The following is a 22,891-nucleotide window of genomic DNA, read 5'->3' as shown; positions in this document are numbered from 1 at the left end:
CAGGGTCCTTCCGGCAGTGCCGTTCAGCTGGACTTTTTCAGGGAGTCCGCGTACTCGCGGGCCATCTGGTCGCCGCCGCTCTGCTTCCACGTCGCCACGGCGTCCTTCAGGGAGGACGCCGTGGAGCGGCCGAGGAAGACCGAGATGATGGCATCCCGCATCTTCTGGTCCAGGGAGGAGCCCTTGGTGTTGTACGTCTGCGAGTACAGGTGGGCGGCCGGGTTGGGCACCAGCAGCGGCACGGCCTTCTGCTGCCAGTCGTAGTACTGCTTGTCGACACCGGGGGCACCCTGCGGATCGCACAGCACCTGGGGGCCGCCCACGATGTAGGCCAGGCCGAGGTCCTGCTCGCGCTGGCCACGGGTGGTGAGGACCGGTACGCCGTTCTGGACGGTGTAGTCGCTGCCCTCGGCGCCGTAGCTCATGACGAACGACTCGTGGGAGCCGAACGGGGCGGCGATGTAGTCGAGGACCCTCAGAAAGCGGTCGACTCTCTTCTTGTCGCTGGTCTTCTTGAGCATGGTGATCGCGTACGCGCCGCCGCCCTGCCAGTACGCGGCCTTGCCGCCGTCCTGCGCGAACGGGGCGATCATCCCGAACTCCAGGGCGTGGTCATCGGCGATGATGCCCATGGCGCGGTTGCCGTCGGCGACAACCGCCAGCTTCCCGGACCGGAACAGCGCGTCGCGCTGCACCTTGCTCATGGTCGCCGTGTCCGGGTGGAAGTAGCCGCTCGCGTGCAGGTCGGCCACGGCCGCGACAGCGGGGATGAACTGCTCGTGCTCGTAGGAGGAGACGAAGGTGCCGTCGCTCTTCTGCGTCCACTTGTTGGGCACACCGAACGACATCATCAGCGACTCCGCGAAGGTGATGTCGTCGACGCCACCGCAGAACGCGTAGATACCGGCCTTGGGGTTGTTGACCGCCTTCGCGAGGTCCTTGAACTCCGCGAGAGTGGTGGGCTGGGGATTGCCGCCGGCCCGCTTGATGACGTCCGTCTTGGTGTACAGCGTCGAGGTGAAGACGGGGTCGGACTTGGGCACGCCGTAGATCCGGCCGTTCAGATAGCCGTTGAGCCAGTTCGCCTCCTGGATGCCCGCCAGGTTCGGGTACTTCTTCACGGCGTCGCCGGAGAGGTATTCGCTGAGGTCGGTGAACTGGGCCTCGGCGAGCTGCGGCAGCCGCGCGACGTTCATGTAGACGGGTATGGAGACGACCTCGGGCAGGTCGTTACCCGCGACCAGGGCCGGGAACTTCGTCTGGAAGTCGGCGGCGGGCACAAGCTGCGGCTTGACGTTGATGTTCAGCTCCTTGTTGAGGAGCTGCCAGTACGCGTTCTTCTCCAGCGGCGGGGCCGGCTGGCCGTATGTCATCACCAGCACGTTGAAGTCGCTGCCGTCGCCGACGGGGCCGCCGGTCACGGTGGTCGGACCGTTGGTGGGGAACGCGGCGTACACGTCCATCACGCCCTGCGCGTTGCCCGCGTACTGCGGCTTGGGCTTCACCGGTTCGACGTAGGTGGGCACCGGGACGGCCTTGCCGGCCGCGGCTGTGCTGCCCCCGGTGCCCGGGGAACACGCGGTGAGTGAGTTGAGCGCCGTACCGCTGAGGGCGGTCAGAGCGGCGCCCTTGAAGAGGGTTCTGCGGCTGAGATTGGGGGTCGACATGTTCTCTCCTAGGGCCTGTCTTGTGGGTCTCCGTGGGGCAAGGAGCGGGGTCTGGTGCGTGCGATCGCAAGGCGGTGGGGGCACCTCCCAGCGTCTAGCTGGGGGAGATGGAAGCGACGCGGAGCGTCGTTGACTGACGACAACGCGGCGAGCGTGCGTGCCTGGGGGCACTCTCCCCCAGACTCCGTCCGGGGGCACCCCCACCAGCTTTCGGCCGGTGGGGGCACCTCCCAGCCGCCAGGCTGGGGGAGGCACGCGACGCCGCGGAGGTCCACACGACAGGCCCTAGCCCTTGATGGCCCCGGTGAGCATCCCCTTGGACATGTGCTTGGTCAGGAAGGGGTAGGCGCACAGGATGGGTAGCGTGGCGATGACGACGAGCGCCATCTGGACGGACTGGGCAGGCGGCGCGGCCAGGCCCGGTTGTGCGGAGGAGTTCGATGTGACGTGGTTCTGGAGGACGAAGGACCGCATGACGAGCTGAAGCGGCCACTTGGTCTGGTCGTTGAGGTAGAGAAGGGGTCCGAAGTAGTTGTTCCAGTAGCCGACGGCGATGAAGAGGCCGACGACCGCGATCACCGCCCTGGACAGCGGCAGCACGAGGGACCAGAAGATCCGCCATTCGCCGGCGCCGTCCATCCGGGCCGAGTCGAACAGCTCATGCGGGATCGCCTGGATGAACCCGCGGACGATCACGATGTTGAACGCGCTCACGGCCGACGGGATGATCAGTGCCCAGTAGGTGTCGAGCATCTGCATCTGTTTGACCATCAGATAGACCGGGATCATGCCCGGCGCGAACAGCAGGGTGATCAGGACGAAGGACAGCAGCCCGCGCTGGAAGAGCATGTTGCGGCGGCTCAGGCCGTAGGCCGCCAGCACCGTGCAGAAGAGGCTGAAGGCGGTACCGACGACGGTCACCCCGAGGCTGATCACAATGGAGCGGCCTACGCCCGTGCCGTCGAAGATCTGCCGATACGCATCGAAGGAGATGCTGGTCGGCCACAGGACGTAGCCGCCGTTGGCGTCGATCTGCTGCTTGGTCGCCAGGCTGGTGGAGACGACCGAGAGAAAGGGGAAGATCACGACAGCGCAGATCAGGAACAGCGCGAGTCCCTTGAGGGCGAGCGCGATCGGCCTGGGCTTGCCCTGCCACACCGGACGGTCACTCATCGTCGGTAGATCCCTTCCTCGCCGAACCGGTGGGCGAGCTTGTTCGCGGCGAGGACCAGCAGCAGGCTGACCACTCCCTTGAGCAACCCCGCCGCCGTGGCCACGCCCCAGTTCCCGTCCACGACGCCGTTGAAGTACACGTAGGTGTCGAGGACTTCGGCGGCATTGGGGCCCACCGCGTCACGCTGGAGCAGGATCTGCTCGAAGCCGACCGTGAGCGCGTCGCCCAGCCGCAGGATGAGGAGCAGGATGATGATGGGCCGCATGCCGGGCAGGGTGATGTGCCAGAACCTGCGCCAGGCACCGGCTCCGTCCATGGCCGCCGATTCGAACAACTGCGGGTCGATGGCAGCGATCGCGGCGAGGAAGATGATCGTTCCCCAGCCCGCGTCCTTCCAGACGGCCTGCGAGGTGAGCAGCAACTGGAAGGTGTTGGGGTCCGACATGATGTCGAACCCGCTCATGCCGTGGGTGGCGAGGATGCGGTTGATGACGCCACCGCCACCCAGGATCTGCTGGAACAGGGCCACGATGATGACCCAGGACAGGAAGTGCGGAAGGTAGATGACCGACTGCACGAACTTCTTCACCATCGGCATGGCCACGGAGTTGAACAGCACCGCGAGCATGATGGGCACAGGGAAGAAGAGCAGCAGTTGCAGGAAGGTGATCTCGAAGGTGTTGGCCAGGGCTCCCCAGAAGAGGTTGTCCTGGAAGAGGGCGGTGAAGTTGTTCCAGCCCACCCACTGTGAGTTGGTGAAGCCGAGGAACGGCACGTAGTCCATGAACGCGACCACGCTGCCCAGCAGCGGTATGTACGTGAAGAGCAACAGGACGAGCACGGCCGGCGCTGTCATCAGCAGGAGCGGCGAGTCCTGCCTCATCCGCATGACGAATGACTTCGCCCGCGCGGCGGGCCTTGGTTGTTTCCCGGGCACTTCCGGCGAGTCCGGTGAGTCCGGAGGTCTCCCCCTGAAGGTTCTCAGCACCCGGGGCAGTGCTTGGTTGACTGCCATGCGCACCTCTCCTCGCTCGGAACTGCGCAGATAGCAAAGAAGTGCGAGGAACGTACCACTTGAACCAAGTGAATACAACGGTTAACCTCTCGTCCAACGCGAGACGACAACCCTCCCCCGTTGGACCACAGTTGGGACCTGTCTTGGACGCCTACGCCGCCCTGTTGCCTCGGCCCGTCAAAGCCCGTCCCACCTCGGGTTTCTTCCAGCTGACGCCCGATATCCCGGTCACCCTCAGCGGATCGGGGACGACGCACGCCATGGTGGGAAGTTTCCTTGCCGAGCTGCTGCGGCCGTACGACAACGCCATACCAGTCAATACCACTGGGTCCACTGAAGTCGTCATCACCGACAGCGAGGGAGACCCGGGCACCTACACCCTGCGCGTCACACCCGAGCGGCTGGAGATCCGCGCGGGTGACTCCGAGGGCGTGGCCGGCGCCCTCACCACCGTGCGACAGCTGCTGCCCGACAGCATCTGGCGCCGCGCCGCCGCGCCCCCGGCGGAGGGCTGGCGTGCGCCGTGCGGCGTGGTCGAGGACCGGCCCGCGTACGGCTGGCGGGGCGCCATGCTCGACGTCGTCCGGCACTTCTTCCCCAAGCGGACCGTTCTGCGGTACGTCGACCTGCTCGCCGCGCACCGTTTCAACCGGCTGCATCTCCACCTGACGGATGATCAGGGATGGCGGGTGCAGAGCCTTCGCCATCCCGAGCTGCACACGACGGGCTCCTGGCGGCCTTCCACCCGGCTCGGCCCCGACGGGCCCGACGACGGGACGCCGTACGGCGGTTACTACACCCTCGACGACCTCGCCGAGATCGCCTCGTACGCCCGGCTGCGCGGTATCACCGTCGTCCCGGAGATCAATGTGCCGGGCCATACCTCGGCTCTGCGGGCCGCCGCCCCCGGCCTCGGCCGGCCCGGCGAGCCGCAGGCCGTCCTCGACACCGTGTGGGCCGGCGGCACCTCGATCGCCCCGACCGCCGCGACGGAGGACTACCTGCACGACGTCCTCGAAGAGATCATCGAGGCGACCGGCGCGCCCTACGTCCACCTCGGCGGCGACGAGTGCTCCATGGACTGGTGGTCGGAGGATCCCGAGGTGGCCGCGGCGATGGCGGCGGCGGGCTGCACCGAGCCGCAGCAGATGCACGGCCACTTCCTGCGCTCGCTCGGGCGTTTCCTGGCCGAGCGCGGCGTACGCATGATCGTCTGGGACGAAGGACATCTCACCGGTGGCGTCCTGGACGACAGCATCGTGATGGCGTGGCGCGGCGAGGAGGCCTCCGCGCGTGCGGCGGCCACCCATGACCTCGTACGCTCCCCGCTCTTCCCGACCTACTTCAACTTCGACCAGTCCGACCTGGAGGAGGAACGGCGCTCCGAGGGCGGACCGATCACCCTCGAGGACGTGGCCGCCTTCACCCCGGCTCCGGACTCCTGGTCACCGGAGCAGCGCGACCGGGTCATCGGCGGCCAGTTCCAGATCTGGACGGAGTGGGTGCCCTCCGAACGGCACCTGGACTATCTGGCGTTTCCGCGTGCCTGCGCCCTCGCGGAGGTGCTGTGGTCGGGCGCAGTCGACGACATGGCGGAATTCCGCGCCCGCCTGGGCCGGCACCTGCGGAGGCTGGACGCGATGGGCGTGGATTACCGGCCGCTGGACGGGCCCCTTCCCTGGCAGAGTGGCGGCACGGGAGTGTGGCGGCGCAGCTCGCCCGGCCGCATCAAGGAGACCCGCGCGTGGCTCGAATCGATATCCGGACGGCCGTGATCCAGGGAGCACCCGCAGTGACGAAGATCCTCACCAGCCATCTCGGGTACAACAGCGCCGGTTCGAAGAAAGCCGTGGTGCTGCTGAAAGACGCCCACGAGCCGGCGGCCGCACCCACCGCGTACCTCGTCGGCGACGACGGCACCCGCATCGAGCTGCCTATCGGCCCCGAGCAACGGGTCGACCGCTGGTCGCTCGGAACCTTCCGGCACATCGACTTCTCCGACGTCCGGACGGAGGGCGTCTTCCGCATCGCGTACGGAGACGTGGAGTCCGAGCCATTCACCATCGGGCAGCGCGTGCTCCAGTACAGCACGCTCTCCGACGTGCTCTACTACTTCCGGTGCGTACGCTCCAGCGGCGCCATCGACCGCAAGGACCGCAACGCCCGCTTCTTCGCGGACGACTCGGACCGCACCGTGGACGCACGCGGCGGCTGGCTGGACGCCTCGGGCGACTTCAGCAAGTTCCTCAGCCACCTCAACTACACCCGCATGATGAACCCCCAGCAACTACCCCTGTGCGCCTGGGCGTTCATGGAGGCGGCCGGCGCACTCGCCGAGCGTCAGCCGCGCCTGCACACGACGCTCGGCGGGCGGATGCGGGACGAGGCGCTTTTCGGCGCGGACTTCCTGGTGCGTTTCCAGTCGCCGGAGGGCTATTTCTACACGGCGATCTTCGACGCCCTCACCAAGGATCTCGACGAACGGGTCATCAACGCCCCGCTGCAGGACTCGGTCCGCACCACCCGCTGGCAGGCCGCCTACCGGCAGGGCGGCGGCCTGGCGATCGCCGCGCTCGCCCGCGCCTCGACGCTCGACGACCACGGCGACTTCACGTCCAAGGAGTATCTCGCCGCCGCCCGTCGCGGGTTCGAGCACCTCGAGCAGCACAACCGGGAGTATCTGTACGACGGCGAGGAGTCGGTCATCGACGACTACTGCGCCCTGCTGGCCGCCTCCGAACTCGTCAGTGCCGCACCGGGCGAACCCGCCTTCGAGGCGGCTGCCGAACGCCGGGCGGCCCAGCTCGTCGACCGCTACACCGACGGCACCGGCCTCGGCTTCGGCTATCTGCTCGGGGACGTCGAAGGCCGGCCCTTCTTCCATGCCGCGGAATCCGGTCTCCCGGCGGTGGCGCTGATGCGCTTCGCCCGCGTCTGCCCGTCGTCAGCGCTCGCGGACCGAGCGCGTACGACCGCCGTGGCGCTGCTGCGGGACACCGCGGCCCTCACCGACGAGGTGGCCAACCCGTTCGGCTACGCGCGCCAGTACGCGCAGCCCGCCGACGCCGCACCCCGTACCGGCTTCTTCTATCCGCACGCGAACGAGACCGGCTACTGGTGGCAGGGCGAGAACGCCAACATCTGCTCAGTCGCGTACGCAGCCGAGCTGACCGCCGGACTTCCCGAGTGCGACCCGGAATTGCGTGAACGGCTGCTCCGCCTCGCGGACGACCAGTTGCAGTGGATCGTCGGACTCAACCCCTTCGACTCCTCGATGATCAAGGGAGCCGGCCGCAACAACGTCGAGTACCACCCGGACTATCCCAACGTCCCGGGCGGCATTCTCAACGGCATCACGGCCGGCTTCGAGGACGAGCGGGACATCGCCTTCATGCCCGACGAACACCGTGATACGGACGGCTGGCGGTGGGCCGAGCAGTGGATCCCGCACTCGGCGTGGTTCCTGCTCGCCATGTCGGCGGCCCGGTGACGGCCGCCGGGCCACCGTCGCCGCCCACCGCCGTACGCCCGTTCACGCTCGTCGACCTGCCCGGCGTGTACCGGGTGTGCCTGCGGACCGGCGACTCGGGACGGGATGCGACCGCCCTCTACCGCGATCCGGATCTGCTGGCGCACATCTACGCGGCACCGTACCCCGCCGCCGATCCCGGTCTGACCTTCGTCGCCCACGACGAGGAGGGTCTGCTGGGCTACGTCGTTGGTACGGCCGACACCTACGCCTTCGAGGAGTGGCTCGCCGAGCACTGGTGGCCGCCGCTGCGCGGGCGCTACCCCGAGGCTCTGGCCACGGACCCGGGCGACGGCACCCTCGACTGGCAGCGGGTGGCCCACATCCACCAGGCCCGGCCCGTCGACGAGCCGCTCTACGAGCGCTTCCCCGCGCATCTGCACATCGACATCCTGCCGCGCGGCCAGCGAACCGGCCTGGGGCGCCGCCTGATGACAACGCTGCTGACGGCCCTCCGGGGCCGCGGGGTGTCCGGTGTCCACCTGGGGGTCGGCAGCGGAAACCCCCGAGCGCACGCCTTCTACCTGGCAGTCGGCTTCACGGAGACGTCCCGCGACGACTGGGGGGCGGTCATGGTCATGGACCTGACCCAGTAACCCCCCGAGCCGCCCGTACGGAGATCAGTGATCGATGTGGGCGAGGAGCAGGTTCGGGTCGGTGTGGGTGAAATACGCCCCGCTCGCCACGTACACGGTGCTTCCGCACACCGCGAGAGAGGTCGGGTTGGACAGCCCGTCATCCGCCGTGAGCACCGTCTGGTGCGTGCCGTCGGGGTTGATCAGGGCGACGGAGTTCGCGAAGTTCTGCGCCGCCAGGACCGTGTCGTCCTGCCCGACGAAGGTGAAGTCGTCGAAGCTCGCCACACCCTCGGCCTTCGTCGTGACGGTGCCCGCGGTGCCGTGCGCGCCGATCGGGATGCGCAGCAGGGTGCCCTTGTCGGTGTTGCTCACCCAGACCGCATCGTTGTGCACCTTGATGCCGTTCGCCCCGAACCCGGAGGAATTCGCCGTGGCCGGCTGAAGGGCCTCGCCGCTGGCCCACAGGGACGTCTCGCCGGTCCGCGGCGACACCTTCCACACGGTGCCGGAGGTGGAGTCGGTGACGTAGAGGGTGTCGGTGCGCTCGTCGAGCGCGAGGCCGTTGACGACCTTCACCCCGGTGAGGGCGGCGACCTGCTCGGGAGTGCCGCCCGGGCGGATGCGCCAGACGCCGGACAGGCTGCCGGCGTTGTAGTTGACGTAGAGCGTGCCGTCGGCGGCGCGCACGATGCCCGACGCTGTCGCGCTGCCCGAGGCGGGGGCGGGCAGCGTCGCCAGGATCGTCGTCTTCCCGTCGGGGGTGACCCGGGCTATCTGCCTCGCCCGGTTGAAGGTGACATCGGCAGCCCCGTCGGGCTCCAGAGTGATGTTCTCCGGCTGCTGCTGGGTGGTGATGTCGAAGTGAGCGACCTCCCGCGCCTGGGACAGCGGGGCGGTGGCCCCGAAGGCAGGGGCCATCGTTAGCGTGGCCGCGACTCCGGCGACCGCGATGGCGCCCAGCAGCGTCGTGCGACGGTGGCGATACATGTGACTCTCCAGAGATGAATCGAAAGGACCGGGAGGCGCCCGCAGGGGGGCGCCACCCTCCGTCCTCAGGCCGACCGCATGCTCGCACATCTACCTGTGCCGGACCTGGGGGGCTCCCATACCTCTATCTGTGTCAGGCCTGGAACTCCGGTCACCCGCCATGGCAGTGGCTGCCACCCGGTGCCGGGATGTCCAGCGTCGGGTTGCGTGCGAAGAAGCCGTACGGCTTCAGGACGAAACCGGTGGTGTCCACCGGCATCACGGGCCAGTCCTCGGGCCGGGGGAAGTGCGTGAGCCCGAAGGTGTGCCACAACACGATGTCCGTGTTGTCGACGTCACGGTCCGCCGCGGTCCAGGCGGGCAGTCCGCTGCCACCGGAGTGCATGTTCACCAGGTCGCCGGCCGGGTAGTTCTCGTCCGGCGCGTAGGGGGTCACCCACAGGTGCTTCGCGGCGTACGTCGCCCGCTGGTGGATGTCTGACTCCTCGTCAGCCAGCAGAACGGGCTTGCCCTCGGGATACAGCATGTAGCCCACCGGCTGCCCGAGCCGGTTGGTCACCGAGGGATTGGTGACCAGCCAGGACCGGTTGTGCGCGTTGTCGGCCAGCCGCTGCGCCCCGGCTTCGGTGCGCAGCCGGGTGACGGTCTGTGTGAACCCGGTGCCGGTCGGATTGCGCGGACCCCGGGGCACGGGCGCCGACTCCACCTCGTCAACGGCGTTGTCCGTGCCGTCGACCATCATGTCGAGCCGGGCGCTGAAGAGATGCTGGTGGTACGGGGCGCCGAGGCCCGGGGCGATTTCGGAGGCGAACTCGTAGCCGGGGCCGGGATAGGCGGAGGTGAAGACGACGCCGGTCGCCTTGACCTCGAGTTCGATCGAACCGTCGAGGGAGAAGTACCAGTAGAAGCCGTAGTCGTAGTTCCCGACGGTGACGAAGAAGGAGACGACCAGGCGCCGGTTACGGCGGGAGGCGGTCGAGCCGTTCCAGTTGTCGAAGTGCTTCCACAGGATCCCCGAGTCCTCCTCGTGGATACAGATCGCCTGCGGCACGACGCGGGCCTCGCCCGCGCTGTCGGCGAGGACGGCGTCCAGGTAGGTGATCTCGCCGACGCAGTCACAGCCGAGTTCGAGGGAGTTCACGAAGCCGCCGAGCAGGTACTCGCCGCAGTCGAAGAAGTTCTGGAACCAGCGCTGCGGGCTCGGGTCGCCGTAAGGCACCATCATCTCGGCGAGCGAGGCGCGGTAGAGGACAGGGCGCGGCGTTCCGGCGTCGTCGATGGTGACGTTGTGGAGCACCAGGCCCTCGCGCTGGTCGAATCCCACCTGCATGGACCAGCCGAGCCAGTGCAGGACGCCGTCCTCGTCGATGGTGAAGCTCGGTCCCTCCGGCTGGGTGATCTCGATCGGCTTCATGCCCGCCCGCGGCGGTTGGTCCACCCACGCGGGGTCGTGGAAGTTGCCGTCCTCGTCGGGCACGGGCAGGTCGACGTAGTCGATCACATCGAGGACCTCTCGGGTCACCACGTCGACGATGACGGTGACGCCGTCCACGGGGTGAGCCCAGCCGAGGTCGTCGGGGGTCTTCTGGACGAAGGTGAAGCAGCGCTGGAGGCGTCGGCCGGACTCGGCGTCGGAGGGCACACCGGCGGACAGCGGGTTGACGCGCAGTTGCGACAGGTCGGTCAGCCCCCGTTTGCGCATGGCCGCGAGCCAGCGCTCGTCCTGGTGCACGATCTCCTCGACGATGGAGAACTCGGCCACCACGACCGGGACATGTCCGTCGACCGCGACGTCGAGTTCCCGGCTCGAGACGACCCGGTCCTCCTGCGGGCATACGACGACGTCGTGCGAGACACCCGAGCGCATGTCGATGAGCATCACGTGGAAGCGGCGCGGTGCGACCGAGCCAGCGAGGAGTTCGCGCTTGTCCTGCTCGGCCAGGCCGAAGTAGGAGACGTGGGTGTCGGGACCGAAGAGCCCCTCCCGCTGCAGGATGGCCTTGCTCGCGGCGATCTCGTCCGGACGGAGCGAGGCGAGGGCACGGACTATGTGAGAGGTGTCTTGCGTCGTTGTCGTCATGAGAGCTCCGCTGTGTGCAGGGGTCGGGGCGGGTCGGGTCCGGCCGCGGAGCCGGCTCATGCGCCGGGACTCCGTACGAAGGACGTGCGCAGCCGATAGCGATCGCCGGCGTACCGGATGACCGAGGACAGCAGCGGACGCTGTGTCTCGTCGCGGACGATCTGGCGCATCTCCAGCACGGGAGTGCCGACCGCGATGGCGAGGTGTCCGGCGAGGGCGGCGTCGGCCGGGCGCGCCTCGATCGTGGAATCCGCCTGGGCGAGACGGGAGCCGAGTCCGGTGATGGTGTCGTACAGCGAGCGGGTCGTGAAGTCGACGCCGTCGAGACCTGGGGCGATGTCGGCGGGAACGAGCGACTCGTCCACGGCGATCGGCACCCCGTCGAGCATCCGCACCCGGTCCAGGCGGTAGAGCGGTGTCCCGGGGGCGATCTGGAACGCCTCGGCCTCGTCGAAGGTCGACGGCCCCAGTTCACAGCGCAGCACGCGTGAGCCGGCGACGAGGCCCATCCGCTGGGCCGTCTCCGTGAAGGATTCGAGGGTGTTGGGCCAGTCCTTACGCTCAGGGGCACCGGCGACATACCAGCCGCGGCCGTGCGCGGACTGCAGCACGCCCTCGTCCACCAGGGCGGTCAGGGCCCTGCGAAGGGTCACGCGGGAGATGGCGAGCATCCGGCACAGTTCCCGCTCGGGCGGCAGCCGGGACCCGGGCCGCGCCTCGCCTTCGGCGATCTGCGCGCGCAGCGCGGCCTTGGCTTGCACCCACAGCGGCTCGGGGTACTCGGCGGCGAGCACCGGAGCCACGTCGATCACGCATTTCCCCCTTGTACCGGCCGCGGGCGCCGTTCAGGTTCGGACCCGGGCTGACTTCTCATGATAGCCAAGTGGTTTTAGTTTGGTCTTATGAAGGTACACCACCGGAGCCACCGCCCGCCTCGGTAAATGGTCTATACCAAACCCTTGACGCGCACTTCGCTCACGCCTTAAATCAAGCAGTGAACCCCTGAACCCTCCCTGTAGCTCCCCCACATGCGCGCGCATCGGCGAAAGGTATGACATGGGCATGAAACTTCACTGGAGACGCACGGCCGCTCGACGTCCCGGCGCGCTGGCCCGTAAGGCGGCGTACGCGGCCGTCGGCTCCCTCGTCGTAGCTCTGCTGAGCGTGCTGCCCGCATCCCCCGCCGCCGCCGCCACCGGCCAGATCAGCGGGCTGGCGGGCAAGTGCATGGACGTCGCGGGCGCTTCCAGCGCCAACGGCACCGCCGTGCAGCTCTACGACTGCAACGGCACCGGCGCCCAGCAGTGGACCGTCGGCTCGGACGGCACCATCCGCGCCCTGGGCAAGTGTCTGGACGTCACCGGCAATTCGACCGCCGACGGGGCCGTACTCCAGCTGTGGGACTGCTCAGGTGGCGCGAACCAGCGGTGGACAGTGTCCGCCGCACGGGACATCGTCAGTGTCTCGGCCAACAAGTGTGTCGACGTCACGGGCAACAACTCGGCCAACGGCACCCGGCTGCAGATCTGGACCTGCACCGGCGGCGCCAACCAGAAATGGACGGCGCCGGCCGCCAGCGGCACCCCGAGCGGATTCGTCGTCTCCGAGGCCCAGTTCAACCAGATGTTCCCGAGCCGGAACAGCTTCTACACGTACAGCGGTCTGACCGCTGCCCTGAGCGCCTACCCGGCCTTCGCCACCACCGGAAGCGACACGGTCAAGAAGCAGGAAGCCGCCGCCTTCCTGGCCAACGTCAACCACGAGACCGGCGGTCTGGTCTACATCGTGGAGCAGAACACCGCCAACTACCCGAACTACTGCGACTGGAGCCAGTGGTACGGCTGCCCGGCCGGCCAGTCCGCGTACTACGGCCGAGGCCCGATCCAGCTCAGCTGGAACTTCAACTACAAGGCGGCCGGTGACGCGCTCGGCATCGACCTGCTCAACAACCCGTGGCTGGTGCAGAACGACGCCGCCGTGGCGTGGAAGACCGGCCTCTGGTACTGGATGACCCAGTCCGGCCCCGGCACGATGACCCCCCACAACGCCATGGTCAACAGCGCCGGCTTCGGCCAGACCATCCGCAGCATCAACGGCTCGATCGAGTGCGACGGCCGCAACCCCGCCCAGGTCCAGAGCCGGGTCGACGCCTACAACCGCTTCGTATCGATCCTCGGCGTCTCGGCCGGCGCCAACCTCTACTGCTGACGTCCGACCTCTGAGAGGGGGCGCCGTCCGGGCCACCGCACAGCCCGGACGGCGCCCGTCGGACGTGTGGTGCCTACGACCGCTGCCTACGACCGCTGCCTACGACCGCGCGAACGACGTGCGGAGCCGGTAGCGGTCGCCCGCGTACTGGATCGTGGAGGCGAACAGCGGATCCTCGTCCGCGTTCACCGCGAGCTGGTGCATGACGAGGATCGGATCGCCCGCAGCGACACGGAGGTGCTCGGCCGCGCGGTCCCCGGCCTTGGTGGCTTCGATGGTGCTGTCGGCGCGCATCGGCTCGACCCCGGCCTCGGAGAGCGTGGAATAAAGCGAGTGGCTTCCGAAGTCGACCTTGCCGATATCCGGAACGAGAGCCAGGGGAATTCGGGTCAGGTCGAGGGCAATGGGAACACCCTCCAGCAGCCGGACCCGCTCAAGCCGGAAAAGGAGAGCTCCGGGGGCGATGCCGAGCGACTCGGCCTCGTCAATGGTGGCCGGGGTCGCCTCCGCCTCCAGCACCTCCGAGCGCGGCGTCAATCCCATTCGCGCGGCCGTCTCGCTGAACGATTCGAGGCTGTTCGGCCATTCCTTCTTGGCGCCGACCTGAGCGACGTACCATCCCCGGCCGTGTGACGCGTTGAGGATCCCTTCTTCAACCAGGCGCCCGAGAGCCTTCCTCAAGGTGACCCGGCTGATACCCAGTTGCTTGCACAGCTCTCGTTCGGGAGGGAGCCGCATGCCGGCTTTCAGGACCCTCTTCTCGATTTCGCCGCGGATCAGGTTGACCGCCTGAATCCACAGAGGCTCGGGATAGTCCGGCAGGACAACGCCCGCGACCTCGCGAATATCACTCATACGTGAGGCCCCCATAGTGATGTGCTCCCACCACCGCCGCAGCTCATGGACAGTAGCGCGCTCAGGATAGCTTTCCGGCCGGGCGTCTGGCCAGGAGACGGGACTGCGGGCGAATACATCTCGGGCCGGAAGCCTCTGGACAGGCACCCGGGTGCTGGTCCAGGCTTCACGCTCGTGACCACCCCCTTGAATCCGCCGACGGACGTGCGCCCGGAACTGCTCGAGGCCATCCGCGACACGGCCGCCGACATAGCCCGGACGCTCCGGTCCTGTACGGACACCACCGTGCCCATCCTGGGAGCCGAGTGGACCGTCGGCGAGGCCGCCGCGCACCTGGTGGTGGCCAATGAGCTGATGGCCACCCTCGCGGCGGGCCAGGAGCAGAGCTACGGGGACGGGACCGCCGCAAGCCTCGCCGCGGCGAACGCCGAGTCACTGGCCGGTTTCGGCGAGCGCGACGCGACGGTCCTGTTGGAGGGGATCGTCCGGCATGCGCAGGCATTCGCCGATGCGGCCGCCCGGCGGCCGGCGACGGAGCCTACGGTGACCCCGCTCGGGCCCATGGACCTCGGCGCGCTGGGCGCCTACCTGCTGACCCACATGATGGGGCACGGTTACGACATCGCCGTCGCGCTCCGCCAACCGCACATGGTCGACCGCGAGCGGGTGGAGCTGGCGTTGCCGTTCCTCATGACCGGCATGCCGCGCATCGTCGACGAACGCACTGCCGCGGGGTTCAGCGCCCGCTACGCACTCAGGCTGCGTGGCGGTTCCCGGTTCGCGGTCACCTTCGACGAGGGCGTCGTCACCGTCAGTGCCGAACCCACGGGCCGCACCGACTGCACGATCATGTTGGAGCCGGTGGCGTTCTTGCTGCTCGCGCTCGGCAGGTGCAGCCCGGCCTCCGTCATCGCACGCGGCAAGATCGTCGCCTGGGGCCGTAAGCCCTGGCTCGCACCGCGCTTTCCGGGGTTCTTCAAGGCGCCGTAACCGGTTCGGGTCCGACGTCAGACGCCTTCCGTCGTGGCACCGGCGCCGAGGTGACTGCAGCGGATTGCGGTGCCACGAGTTCGCGGGGAGCGCCGGAACCACACCCAAGCCGGGCGGTGAGGGGGATCATTGTCCTCATGAGATCGCGCCCGCATGTACTGCTGTCGGTCGCCGCTTCGCTGGACGGCTGTCTCGACGACACGAGTACGGACCGCCTGCTGCTGTCGAACGACGAGGACTTCGACCGGGTCGACGAGGTCAGAGCCGGGATGGACGCCATCCTCGTGGGGGCCAACACCATACGGGCCGACGACCCCCGGCTCCTGGTGTGCTCCGAGGCGCGGCGGCAACGGCGCATACGCGCGGGCCTGCCGCCGACGCCGGTGAAGGTCACCCTGACCGAGAGCGGGAAGCTGGACCCGGCCGCCAGGTTCTTCACCACCGGGGACAACGACAAGCTCGTCTACACCAGCACCAGTGCGCTGGCCACGGTCCGGGACCGCCTCGGATCGGTCTCCGCCGTCATCGGCGCGGGCGATCCGCTGGACGTACGCGCCGTGCTGGCCGACCTCGCCGAGCGCGGAGTCGAGCGCCTCATGGTCGAAGGCGGAGGCACGGTCCACACCATGTTCCTCGCGGCCGGGGTCGTCGACGAGCTGCACCTCGTGTACGCCCCGTTCTTCGTCGGCCAGGCCGACGCGCCGCGAATGGTCAATCCGGCTGTGTTCCCACAGGGCCCGGGGCAGCGTATGACACTGACAGAGGCACGGCAGATCGGCGACGTGGTGCTGTTGCGCTACCTCCCGCGACACGACGACTGACCGGACGGGGCCGGCGGGCCGGGGCCGTGTTCTGCCACAGCCACCCGATGTCGCGCCCGAAGGACCAGACGAGCGACGCCAGCGCCGACGCGGTGATGAGCGCCGCGACCGGGCCGGGGCAGACCCCCGAGCACGCCACGACCAGGATGAGCCCCTGCACCGCCGCCACGGTCTTACGGGCGAAGCTCGGCGGCAGCGCGGAGCGCAGCCACGGCATCACCCGGGCGACCGCGACGAAGGCGTAGCGCATGGCCCCGATCGCCAGAACCCATGCCCCGAGCGAGGTGGCCAGCCGCAGGCTCAGCACCAGGATGAGGAAGGCGTCGACCTCCATGTCGAAGCGGGCACCCAGCGACGAGACCGTCCCGGTGCGCCGGGCGACCCGGCCGTCCACCGCGTCGAGGACCAGTGCCACCGTGGCCAGACAGGTGAGCGGTACGCCCTGCCCCGCACCGGCCGCCACCAGGGCCGTAACGCCACCGACGAGCGTGGCTCGGGCCAGCGTGACGCGGTCGGCCGGTCCCAGCGAACGGGTCCGCGACCGGCGCAGGGCGGTGTCGAGGATGGCCCACAGGCCCGCGGCGTAAGCGATTCCGGCCAGCCAGCCCACCGGGCTCAGGCCTGCGGAGTTCCACAGCAGGGCCAGCAGGAGGAGTTGGGCGGCCGCCGCGACGGCTTGATCCCGCCCCGTTGAGCCATTGCGCTGTTCGGATCGTACGGTCATCACGTCCCCTGATAGTCGCCGTCACGCAGGAGTACGCATGAAACCGGTGGAGCGTTCGGCACGAGCTTTCTGGCTGCGGGCCCCCGGCGAGGGAGAGGTCCGGTCCGTCATCCTCCCGGAGCCGGGCCCGGACGAGGTCGTGGTGCGCACCCTCTACTCGGGAATCAGCCGCGGGACCGAGAACCTGGTCTTCCGTGGCGGGGTGCCCGAGAGCCAGCACGAGGTGATGCGGGCGCCCTTCCAGGAAGGCGATTTCCCCGCGCCGGTCAAGTACGGCTACCTCAACGTCGGCGCGGTGGAGCACGGGCCGCCGGACCTGCTCGGCCGCACCGTCTTCTGCCTCTATCCGCATCAGACCCGGTACGTGGTCCCGGCCGGCGCGGTGACTCCCGTGCCGGACAACGTGCCTGCGGAGAGGGCCGTGCTGGCGGGGACCGTGGAGACCGCGGTGAACGCCTTGTGGGACGCGGGCCCGCTGATCGGTGACCGGATCGCGGTCGTCGGCGCCGGGATGGTCGGCTGCAGCGTCGCCGCGGTGGCTGCGGGGATCCCCGGGGTCAGGGTCCAGTTGGTCGACGTCGACCCCGCGCGGGCCGCCGTGGCCGAGGCGCTCGGCGTCGGCTTCGCGCAGCCGGGGCAGGCCGAGGCGGGGTGTGACCTGGTGGTGCACGCCAGCGCCACCGAGGAGGGGCTCGCCCGGTCCCTGGAACTGCTGGAGCCCGAAGGGACGGTCCTCGAACTGAGCTGGTACGGCGACCGACGGGTCAGCCTGCCGCTGGGCGAGGCCTTCCACTCCCGCCGGCTGGTCGTGCGCGGCAGCCAGGTGGGCACCGTGTCACCGAACCGGCGTACGCGCCGTGGCTTTGCGGACCGTATGTCGCTGGCGCTGCGGCTGCTCGCCGACGCCCGCTTCGACGCGCTGATCACCGGCCAAAGCGACTTCGAGGATCTGCCCCGGGTGATGGGCCTCGTCGCCGACGGTGAACTTTCCGGGCTGTGCCACCGTATTGCCTATCGTCCCGCTCAGCAGCGTGGGGCGGTTCACCGCCCTGGAGGGTAGGCCCGTGTTCAGTGTCACCGTTCGCGACCACGTCATGGTCGCCCACAGCTTCCGCGGCGAGGTCTTCGGCCCCGCACAGCGGTTGCACGGCGCGACGTTCCTGGTGGACGCGACCTTTCGCCGTGAGGCGCTCGACGCCGACAACATCGTCGTCGACATCGGACTCGCCACCCAGGAGCTCCGCCTCGTACTCGCCGACCTCAACTACCGGAATCTGGACGACGAGCCCGCGTTCGCCGGTATCAACACCTCGACGGAATTCCTGGCCAAGGTCATCGCCGACCGGCTCGCCGACCGGGTGAGCGCGGGCGCGCTGGGTGAGGGAGCGCGCGGGCTGACCACGATCGCGGTCACCCTGCACGAGTCCCATGTCGCCTGGGCCAGCTACGAGCGGCCGCTGTGACCGCGAGCGGCGCCGCCGCCTCGGACGTGGCCTCGGTGCACGTCGTCGTGCCCGGCGACGTGGACGATGTGACCGCGCCCAGCGGTGGCAACGTCTTCGACCGCCGCGTGAAGGAGTGCCTCGCGGCGGCCGGCCGCCCGGTGCGGGAAATCGCCGTACCGGGGACCTGGCCACGGCCGGACGCCTTCGCGCGCGGGCGGCTGGCCCGGTCGCTCGCGGCGCTGCCCGACGGTGCCGTCGTCCTCCTGGACGGGCTGGTGGCCTGCGGAGTCCCGGACATCGTCGTCCCGCAGGCGCCCAGACTGCGCCTTGCGGTGCTGGTGCACCTGCCGCTGGGCGACGAGACAGGCCTGACGCCCGCGCTCGCCGCCGAACTGGACGCCCTGGAGCGGGAGACCCTGCGCGGCGTGAGCCTGGTGGTGGCGACCAGCCCCTGGGCGGCGCGCCGCCTGGCCGAGCACCACGGGCTCTCCGCAGACCGGGTGCACGTCGTCACCCCGGGCACCGATCCGGCGCCGCTCGCGCCCGGCACCGACGGCGCGTCGCGGCTGCTGTGCGTCGCCTCCGTGACGCCACGCAAGGGGCAGGACCGGCTCGTCGAGGCGCTGGCAACCCTCGCGGACCTGCCCTGGAGCTGCGTCTGCGTGGGACCGCTGGGCCACGACCCCGAATACGTCGCGCGCCTGCGGGAGCTCATCGCCCAGCACGGTCTCGGTGAACGCGTCCGGCTCGCCGGGCCCCTGACCGGCCAACCCCTGGAGACGGCGTACGCGGCCGCCGACCTCCTGGTGCTGCCGTCCCGCGCCGAGACGTACGGCATGGTGGTGACCGAAGCCCTGATGCGCGGGATTCCGGTGCTGGCGACGGCCACGGGCGGCGTACCGGACGCCCTGGGCAAGGCGCCCGACGGCAGCCTGCCTGGGATGCTCGTACCCCCGCAGGAACCCCCGCACGAGAACGCCGCGCTCGCGGAGGCGCTGCGCCGCTGGCTGGACGACGGCGGGCGGAGGCGCCGCCTGAGGACTTCGGCCCGGCAGCGGCGTGACACGCTCCAAGGCTGGGACGAGGCCTCGCGACGCATGGACGCGGTACTGGATCTGCTGCGGGAGGGATCATCTTGAGTACGTCGCCGGCAGCCGCCTTCAGCCCGCAATGGCTGGCGTTGCGCGAGGACGCCGACGCCGACGCCCGTTCGGCCGCGCTGCTCGACCCGCTGCGGGCGCACCTGGAGAGTACGCGGCGCGGCGCCGGGCCGCTGGTCGTCCGGGACCTGGGCTGCGGCACCGGATCGCTGGGCCGCTGGCTCACCCGGGAACTGCCCGGCCCGCAGCACTGGATCCTGCACGACCGTGATCCCCGGCTGCTCTCCCTCGCGGCCGCGAGCCTGGCCGGTCTGGCCGGCCGTGACGGCGGCCCGGTCACGGTCGAGACCCGGGAGGGCGATCTCACCCGGCTCCGGGCCTCGGACCTCGCCGGGACCTCGCTGGTGACCGCCTCGGCACTGCTCGACCTGCTCACCTTCGGCGAGGTCGACGCGCTCGCCGAGGCGTGCGTCGGGGCCAACTGCCCGGCGCTGCTGACCCTTTCGGTCGTGGGGAGCGTCGAGTTCGACCCGGCCGACCCGCTCGATGCCGAGATCGCCGCCGCCTTCGACACCCACCAGCGGCGCGAGTCCGGTGGCCGCCGGCTGCTCGGCCCCGACGCGGTCACCGCCGCCGCCGAGGCGTTCGAGCGCCGGGGTGTCCGGCTGCTGACCCGGCCCAGCCCCTGGCGGCTCGGCGCGGACCAGGGCGAGTTGGCGCGGGAGTGGCTGCGGGGCTGGGTCGGTGCGGCCTGCGAGCAGCGGCCGGACCTCGCCGCCGAGAAAGACGCGTACCTGCACCGCCGGCTCGGCGCGAGCGCGGCCGGTGAGCTGCGCGTACTGGTCGGGCACAGCGATCTCCTGGCCCTGCCGGGGACCCCGGGAGGTGGGGCACGGTGACGCGACGGATCTGGCCGTGGTTGCGGCTGCTGATCGGGGCGGGCATTCTCGCCGCGCTCGTCTGGCGTATGGGCGCCACCGCGTTCGTCGGCGGGCTGCGCGTCATCGACGGCGGATCGATCCTCGCGGCGCTGGCGATCGGCCTGCTCACCACTGTCTTCAGCGCCTGGCGTTGGTGCCTCGTGGCGCGCCGCCTCGGCCTGCGGCTGCCGCTGGCGAAGGCCGTGTCGGACTACTACCGCGCTCTGCTGCTCAACGCGGTGCTCCCGGCCGGTGTGCTCGGTGATGTCGACCGCGCCGTGAGGCACGGCCGTCGTACCGGTGACGTGGGCCGGGGGGTGCGCGCCGTGTTCCTCGAACGGGCGGGGGGGCAGGTGGTCGTCCTGGCTCTCGGCGCGGCGGTACTGCTCACCCGGCCCGCCCTGGTCTCCTCCATGGCCGGCCACTTCCTGCCGAGCGGCGCGGTCCTGGCCGTGGTGCTGAGCGCTCTCGCCGTCCTGGTCCTCCTCGGGGCGTGGGCGCTGCGCAGGCGGGGGGCCTCGCGCGGGCGCCGTGCCTTTGCGGCGGGGCTGGCCGACGTACGCAAGGGCCTGCTGGCCCGGGGCACCTGGCCGGGGGTGGTCCTGCTGTCGGCGGCGGGACTCGTCGGGCATGTCGCCCTGTTCCTCGTGGCGGCCCGGGTGGCGGGCTCGCCGGCGCCGCTCGCCGCACTGGTCCCCCCGACGGTCCTGGCGCTTCTGGTCATGGGGCTGCCGGTCAACATCGGCGGGTGGGGGCCCCGCGAGGCCGCCTCCACGCTGGCCTTCGGTGCGGCGGGCCTGGGAGCCACGCAGGGACTCGCCACCGCCGTGGTGTACGGAGTGCTCACCCTCGTCGCCAGCCTGCCCGGGGTCGTTGTGCTGGCGCTCCCCGGCATCAGGGCGTTCGCCGACAAGTGCCGGTGGCCGGCTTCCTCTTCAGGAACCGGGTCAGGCACTATGGCGTCCCAGTGGTATCGAGCATCAGCATCCGAGCAGGGGAGTCAGGATGGCGTTGGCGCCTGAGATGAGCACGGCGGAGCCCGAGCCCCTGGACGACGGGTGGCCCTTCAGCGATGACGCCGCCGGGGCCGACGAGGCTCCGCACAACCGCGGCAGGCTCCTGGTCGGGCTGTTGGTGCTGCTGGCGCTCGGCGTCGTGGCCGTCGGGCTGGTCGTGCTCGTCGCCCCGTCAGTGAACGCGGTCGGCGGCTGCGGCGGCGGCTGAGGGCCGTCCCGCACCGAGGAGATACGGGAGCCGCCGGGTGAGGAAACGGCGCGGGAACTCGTCCCGCAGCCGCCACAGCCCGGCGTCGATCACGAAGTGGGCCATGACCGCGCCCAGGTAGGCACCGTACAGCGCGCGCCCGGCGGCGGATGAACCGTGCAAGTGCGAGGCGAGGTTGAGTAGGGTGCCGAGCAGCAGCCCGATATTGAGCAGCAGCGCAAGGCTGACCAGCCGCGCCAGCCCGGGCCGGCCACCGCCTGCGACCAGGGCCATGATCAGCAGGTACTGGTAGCCGTGGGCGGCGGTGAGGCCGGCCACGGCGGCGTACGGCGAGGCGAAGACGAACACTGGCAGGAAGAACAGCAGCGACATGACGTACACCGCCACGAACGCCCCACCGGGCCGCCGGCGGCGCAGCAGCAGTACGCAACCCGCCCCGACCGCGGCCGAGTAGGCGATGGCCGCCGGCGGGAACAGGAAGCGCAGCCGCAGGTCCACGGTCAGCTGCAGCAGTTCGGGCCGCGAGAGCAGCGCCACGATCCCGGCCACCCCGGCGGCGGTGACGGCGGCCCGCTCGGCGCGGTCGAGGCGGCCGTCGCCGTAGGCGGTGGCGCTGAGGGCGGCCAGGCCCAGATTCTGCTTCTGGAAGTGGAAGAACTGCCAGGCAAGAAACACCGGCAGGACCCAGACGAAGGCCCGGGGCGACGCTGCGGCCGCGAGCAGCGCCGTACCGACGACCAGGGCGACCGGTGCCAGGACGTAGCGCCCGCGCCGCGCCAGCATGTGGCCGCGCACCTCGGGCACGCTCCAGAACCAGGCGGTCGCGGCGACGTGCACCGACGTGCCCAGGAACAGCAGCCCGCCGAGCGCCGGCACCGGCTGCGCCGAGCCGGCCGGGGCGAGTGCGATGCTCGCCAGGTAGCAGCCCAGCGTCAGCACGACCGTCCCGCACAGCCATATCCCCCTCAGCATCAGGCCAGGATAGAGGGGGCCGGGTAGAGCTTGGCGAACTCCTCGGCGGTCATTCCGAACAGGACCTCGTCGTAGTACCGCCCGTCGGCGAAGTCGTGGTCGCGCAGGCGCCCTTCCTCCTTGAAGCCGAAGCCGAGGTGGAAGGCGATCGAGGCGGCGTTGAACGACCAGGCCCCGGCCTCGCACTTGTGGAACCGCCGCTCGCGGAACATGAAGGCCAGCAGGAGCCGTACGGCGTCCGAGGCATAGCCGCGCCGGTGGTACTGACCGCCGAGCCCGATCCCGTACTCGAAGCGGCCGGCGCGGATGTCGACGTGGTGGGTGCCGAGCGATCCGACCAGCACGCCCTCGTCCAGGGACTCGATCGCCAGCCAGAACTCGCAGTCGTCCGCCTCCTGCTCCGTCTCCGCCCTCTCCTTTGCCCGGGCCTTGTAGACCTCGTCCGAGCGCGGCGGGAAGACGACGAATCCCTTGCGCTGGATGTCCGAGTCCGCGTTGAACTCCCGGAATTTCTCCCAGTCTTCCGGCTCTATCCCCCGCAGGCGTACCCGCTGCCCTGTCCACATCGATGTCATGGGGTCACGGAAGCAGGCGTAATGCTG

Annotated in this window: 22 protein-coding genes; 12 read left to right on the top strand and 10 right to left on the bottom strand. The window is 69.9% G+C overall.

All coding sequences use genetic code 11. From position 1 onward, the window contains the following. Positions 1-23: 23 nt before the first annotated feature. The 3 genes from EFK10_RS17355 to EFK10_RS17345 form a co-directional block, all read right to left on the bottom strand. Complete coding sequence (locus EFK10_RS17355; RefSeq protein ID WP_127356583.1) at positions 24-1,667, bottom strand: type 2 periplasmic-binding domain-containing protein; 1,644 nt, start codon at positions 1,665-1,667, stop codon at positions 24-26. A gap of 285 nt (positions 1,668-1,952) precedes the next feature. Continuing rightward, positions 1,953-2,840 carry a carbohydrate ABC transporter permease gene (locus EFK10_RS17350; protein WP_127356582.1) on the bottom strand — a complete coding sequence of 296 codons (888 nt, stop codon included), beginning with the start codon at positions 2,838-2,840 and terminating at the stop codon, positions 1,953-1,955. Beyond that, positions 2,837-3,856 (bottom strand): ABC transporter permease, encoded by a 1,020-nt coding sequence (locus EFK10_RS17345; protein ID WP_127356581.1) that lies wholly within the window; start codon positions 3,854-3,856, stop codon positions 2,837-2,839. Before EFK10_RS17345 ends, EFK10_RS17350 begins: the two co-directional genes overlap by 4 nt. A gap of 131 nt (positions 3,857-3,987) precedes the next feature. Here EFK10_RS17345 and EFK10_RS17340 point away from each other — a divergent pair, with 131 nt between their 5' ends. The 3 genes from EFK10_RS17340 to EFK10_RS17330 are packed head-to-tail and all read left to right on the top strand — an operon-like array spanning position 3,988 to position 7,981. Then, entirely contained in the window at positions 3,988-5,631 is a 1,644-nt protein-coding gene (locus EFK10_RS17340; RefSeq protein ID WP_127356580.1) for a beta-N-acetylhexosaminidase, read from the top strand. Then, positions 5,601-7,346 (top strand): glycoside hydrolase family 9 protein, encoded by a 1,746-nt coding sequence (locus tag EFK10_RS17335; protein ID WP_240677271.1) that lies wholly within the window; start codon positions 5,601-5,603, stop codon positions 7,344-7,346. The genes EFK10_RS17340 and EFK10_RS17335 overlap by 31 nt, the downstream gene beginning before the upstream one ends. Further along, the gene (locus tag EFK10_RS17330) at positions 7,295-7,981 is read left to right on the top strand and encodes a GNAT family N-acetyltransferase (protein ID WP_206305483.1); all 687 of its coding nucleotides are present in this window, start codon (positions 7,295-7,297) and stop codon (positions 7,979-7,981) included. Before EFK10_RS17335 ends, EFK10_RS17330 begins: the two co-directional genes overlap by 52 nt. Positions 7,982-8,005: 24 nt before the next feature. Here the strand turns inward: EFK10_RS17330 and EFK10_RS17325 are convergent, their stop codons facing one another. The 3 genes from EFK10_RS17325 to EFK10_RS17315 all read right to left on the bottom strand — a co-directional run bounded on the left by EFK10_RS17325 (position 8,006) and on the right by EFK10_RS17315 (position 11,842). Then, positions 8,006-8,950: an SMP-30/gluconolactonase/LRE family protein gene (locus EFK10_RS17325; protein WP_127356579.1), complete on the bottom strand. Its 945-nt coding sequence runs from the start codon at positions 8,948-8,950 to the stop codon at positions 8,006-8,008. A gap of 151 nt (positions 8,951-9,101) precedes the next feature. Then, entirely contained in the window at positions 9,102-11,030 is a 1,929-nt protein-coding gene (locus tag EFK10_RS17320) for a primary-amine oxidase (RefSeq protein WP_127356578.1), read from the bottom strand. 56 nt (positions 11,031-11,086) lie between these two features. Then, entirely contained in the window at positions 11,087-11,842 is a 756-nt protein-coding gene (locus tag EFK10_RS17315) for a GntR family transcriptional regulator (protein WP_127356577.1), read from the bottom strand. Between the two features lie 250 nt (positions 11,843-12,092). On the opposite strand from EFK10_RS17315, the gene EFK10_RS17310 reads away from it, so the two are divergent. Next, the gene (locus EFK10_RS17310) at positions 12,093-13,238 is read left to right on the top strand and encodes a lectin (protein ID WP_127356576.1); all 1,146 of its coding nucleotides are present in this window, start codon (positions 12,093-12,095) and stop codon (positions 13,236-13,238) included. 99 nt (positions 13,239-13,337) lie between these two features. Here the strand turns inward: EFK10_RS17310 and EFK10_RS17305 are convergent, their stop codons facing one another. After that, positions 13,338-14,093, bottom strand: a complete 756-nt coding sequence (locus tag EFK10_RS17305) for a GntR family transcriptional regulator (RefSeq protein WP_127356575.1) — start codon at positions 14,091-14,093, stop codon at positions 13,338-13,340. A 174-nt stretch (positions 14,094-14,267) separates the two neighbouring features. Between EFK10_RS17305 and EFK10_RS17300 the strand changes: the two genes are divergently transcribed. Next, entirely contained in the window at positions 14,268-15,083 is an 816-nt protein-coding gene (locus tag EFK10_RS17300) for a maleylpyruvate isomerase family mycothiol-dependent enzyme (protein WP_240677270.1), read from the top strand. Positions 15,084-15,220: 137 nt separating this feature from the next. Beyond that, complete coding sequence (locus tag EFK10_RS17295; RefSeq protein WP_127356573.1) at positions 15,221-15,904, top strand: RibD family protein; 684 nt, start codon at positions 15,221-15,223, stop codon at positions 15,902-15,904. Here the strand turns inward: EFK10_RS17295 and EFK10_RS17290 are convergent. Further along, positions 15,795-16,628, bottom strand: coding sequence for a CDP-alcohol phosphatidyltransferase family protein (locus EFK10_RS17290; protein ID WP_127356572.1), 834 nt, complete (start codon positions 16,626-16,628; stop codon positions 15,795-15,797). The two genes, EFK10_RS17295 and EFK10_RS17290, sit on opposite strands and share 110 nt — an antisense overlap. A 46-nt stretch (positions 16,629-16,674) precedes the next feature. Here EFK10_RS17290 and EFK10_RS17285 point away from each other — a divergent pair, with 46 nt between their 5' ends. Genes EFK10_RS17285 through EFK10_RS17260 form a run of 6 tightly spaced genes read left to right on the top strand, consistent with a single transcriptional unit; the run spans position 16,675 to position 21,317 of the window. Continuing rightward, entirely contained in the window at positions 16,675-17,688 is a 1,014-nt protein-coding gene (locus EFK10_RS17285) for a zinc-dependent alcohol dehydrogenase (RefSeq protein WP_127356655.1), read from the top strand. 4 nt (positions 17,689-17,692) lie between these two features. Next, entirely contained in the window at positions 17,693-18,091 is a 399-nt protein-coding gene (locus tag EFK10_RS17280; RefSeq protein WP_127356571.1) for a 6-pyruvoyl trahydropterin synthase family protein, read from the top strand. Next, a complete protein-coding gene (locus EFK10_RS17275) occupies positions 18,088-19,212 on the top strand; it encodes a glycosyltransferase family 4 protein (RefSeq protein WP_127356570.1) in 1,125 nt (374 codons plus the stop codon). Before EFK10_RS17280 ends, EFK10_RS17275 begins: the two co-directional genes overlap by 4 nt. Then, a complete protein-coding gene (locus tag EFK10_RS17270) occupies positions 19,209-20,072 on the top strand; it encodes an SAM-dependent methyltransferase (RefSeq protein ID WP_127356569.1) in 864 nt (287 codons plus the stop codon). The genes EFK10_RS17275 and EFK10_RS17270 overlap by 4 nt, the downstream gene beginning before the upstream one ends. Further along, positions 20,069-21,115 carry a lysylphosphatidylglycerol synthase transmembrane domain-containing protein gene (locus tag EFK10_RS17265; protein ID WP_265737523.1) on the top strand — a complete coding sequence of 349 codons (1,047 nt, stop codon included), beginning with the start codon at positions 20,069-20,071 and terminating at the stop codon, positions 21,113-21,115. The genes EFK10_RS17270 and EFK10_RS17265 overlap by 4 nt, the downstream gene beginning before the upstream one ends. Beyond that, positions 21,099-21,317 (top strand): hypothetical protein, encoded by a 219-nt coding sequence (locus tag EFK10_RS17260; protein WP_127356568.1) that lies wholly within the window; start codon positions 21,099-21,101, stop codon positions 21,315-21,317. The genes EFK10_RS17265 and EFK10_RS17260 overlap by 17 nt, the downstream gene beginning before the upstream one ends. On the opposite strand, the gene EFK10_RS17255 is transcribed toward EFK10_RS17260, so the two are convergent. Both EFK10_RS17255 and EFK10_RS17250 read right to left on the bottom strand, forming a co-directional pair. Continuing rightward, entirely contained in the window at positions 21,282-22,289 is a 1,008-nt protein-coding gene (locus EFK10_RS17255) for a hypothetical protein (protein ID WP_127356567.1), read from the bottom strand. The two genes, EFK10_RS17260 and EFK10_RS17255, sit on opposite strands and share 36 nt — an antisense overlap. Further along, on the bottom strand, positions 22,289-22,864 hold the full coding sequence (locus EFK10_RS17250) for a GNAT family N-acetyltransferase (protein ID WP_127356566.1): 576 nt from the start codon (positions 22,862-22,864) through the stop codon (positions 22,289-22,291). Before EFK10_RS17250 ends, EFK10_RS17255 begins: the two co-directional genes overlap by 1 nt. Between the last annotated feature and the right edge of the window lie 27 nt (positions 22,865-22,891).

It is taken from the genome of Streptomyces soli, from assembly GCF_003999195.1.
GTDB lineage: Bacteria > Actinomycetota > Actinomycetes > Streptomycetales > Streptomycetaceae > Actinacidiphila > Actinacidiphila soli.
The sequence above is the reverse complement of the archived record's forward strand: the minus strand, read 5'-3'. Positions and strand labels throughout refer to the sequence as shown.

Bases quoted from the DNA above. Each gene is read 5' to 3' on its own strand.
- EFK10_RS17355 (WP_127356583.1), bottom strand. From the start codon at position 1,667: ATGTCGACCCCCAATCTCAGCCGCAGAACCCTCTTCAAGGGCGCCGCT.
- EFK10_RS17350 (WP_127356582.1), bottom strand. From the start codon at position 2,840: ATGAGTGACCGTCCGGTGTGGCAGGGCAAGCCCAGGCCGATCGCGCTC.
- EFK10_RS17345 (WP_127356581.1), bottom strand. From the start codon at position 3,856: ATGGCAGTCAACCAAGCACTGCCCCGGGTGCTGAGAACCTTCAGGGGG.
- EFK10_RS17325 (WP_127356579.1), bottom strand. From the start codon at position 8,950: ATGTATCGCCACCGTCGCACGACGCTGCTGGGCGCCATCGCGGTCGCC.
- EFK10_RS17320 (WP_127356578.1), bottom strand. From the start codon at position 11,030: ATGACGACAACGACGCAAGACACCTCTCACATAGTCCGTGCCCTCGCC.
- EFK10_RS17310 (WP_127356576.1), top strand. From the start codon at position 12,093: ATGAAACTTCACTGGAGACGCACGGCCGCTCGACGTCCCGGCGCGCTG.
- EFK10_RS17305 (WP_127356575.1), bottom strand. From the start codon at position 14,093: ATGAGTGATATTCGCGAGGTCGCGGGCGTTGTCCTGCCGGACTATCCC.
- EFK10_RS17295 (WP_127356573.1), top strand. From the start codon at position 15,221: ATGAGATCGCGCCCGCATGTACTGCTGTCGGTCGCCGCTTCGCTGGAC.
- EFK10_RS17290 (WP_127356572.1), bottom strand. From the start codon at position 16,628: ATGACCGTACGATCCGAACAGCGCAATGGCTCAACGGGGCGGGATCAA.
- EFK10_RS17260 (WP_127356568.1), top strand. From the start codon at position 21,099: ATGGCGTTGGCGCCTGAGATGAGCACGGCGGAGCCCGAGCCCCTGGAC.
- EFK10_RS17255 (WP_127356567.1), bottom strand. From the start codon at position 22,289: ATGCTGAGGGGGATATGGCTGTGCGGGACGGTCGTGCTGACGCTGGGC.
- EFK10_RS17250 (WP_127356566.1), bottom strand. From the start codon at position 22,864: ATGACATCGATGTGGACAGGGCAGCGGGTACGCCTGCGGGGGATAGAG.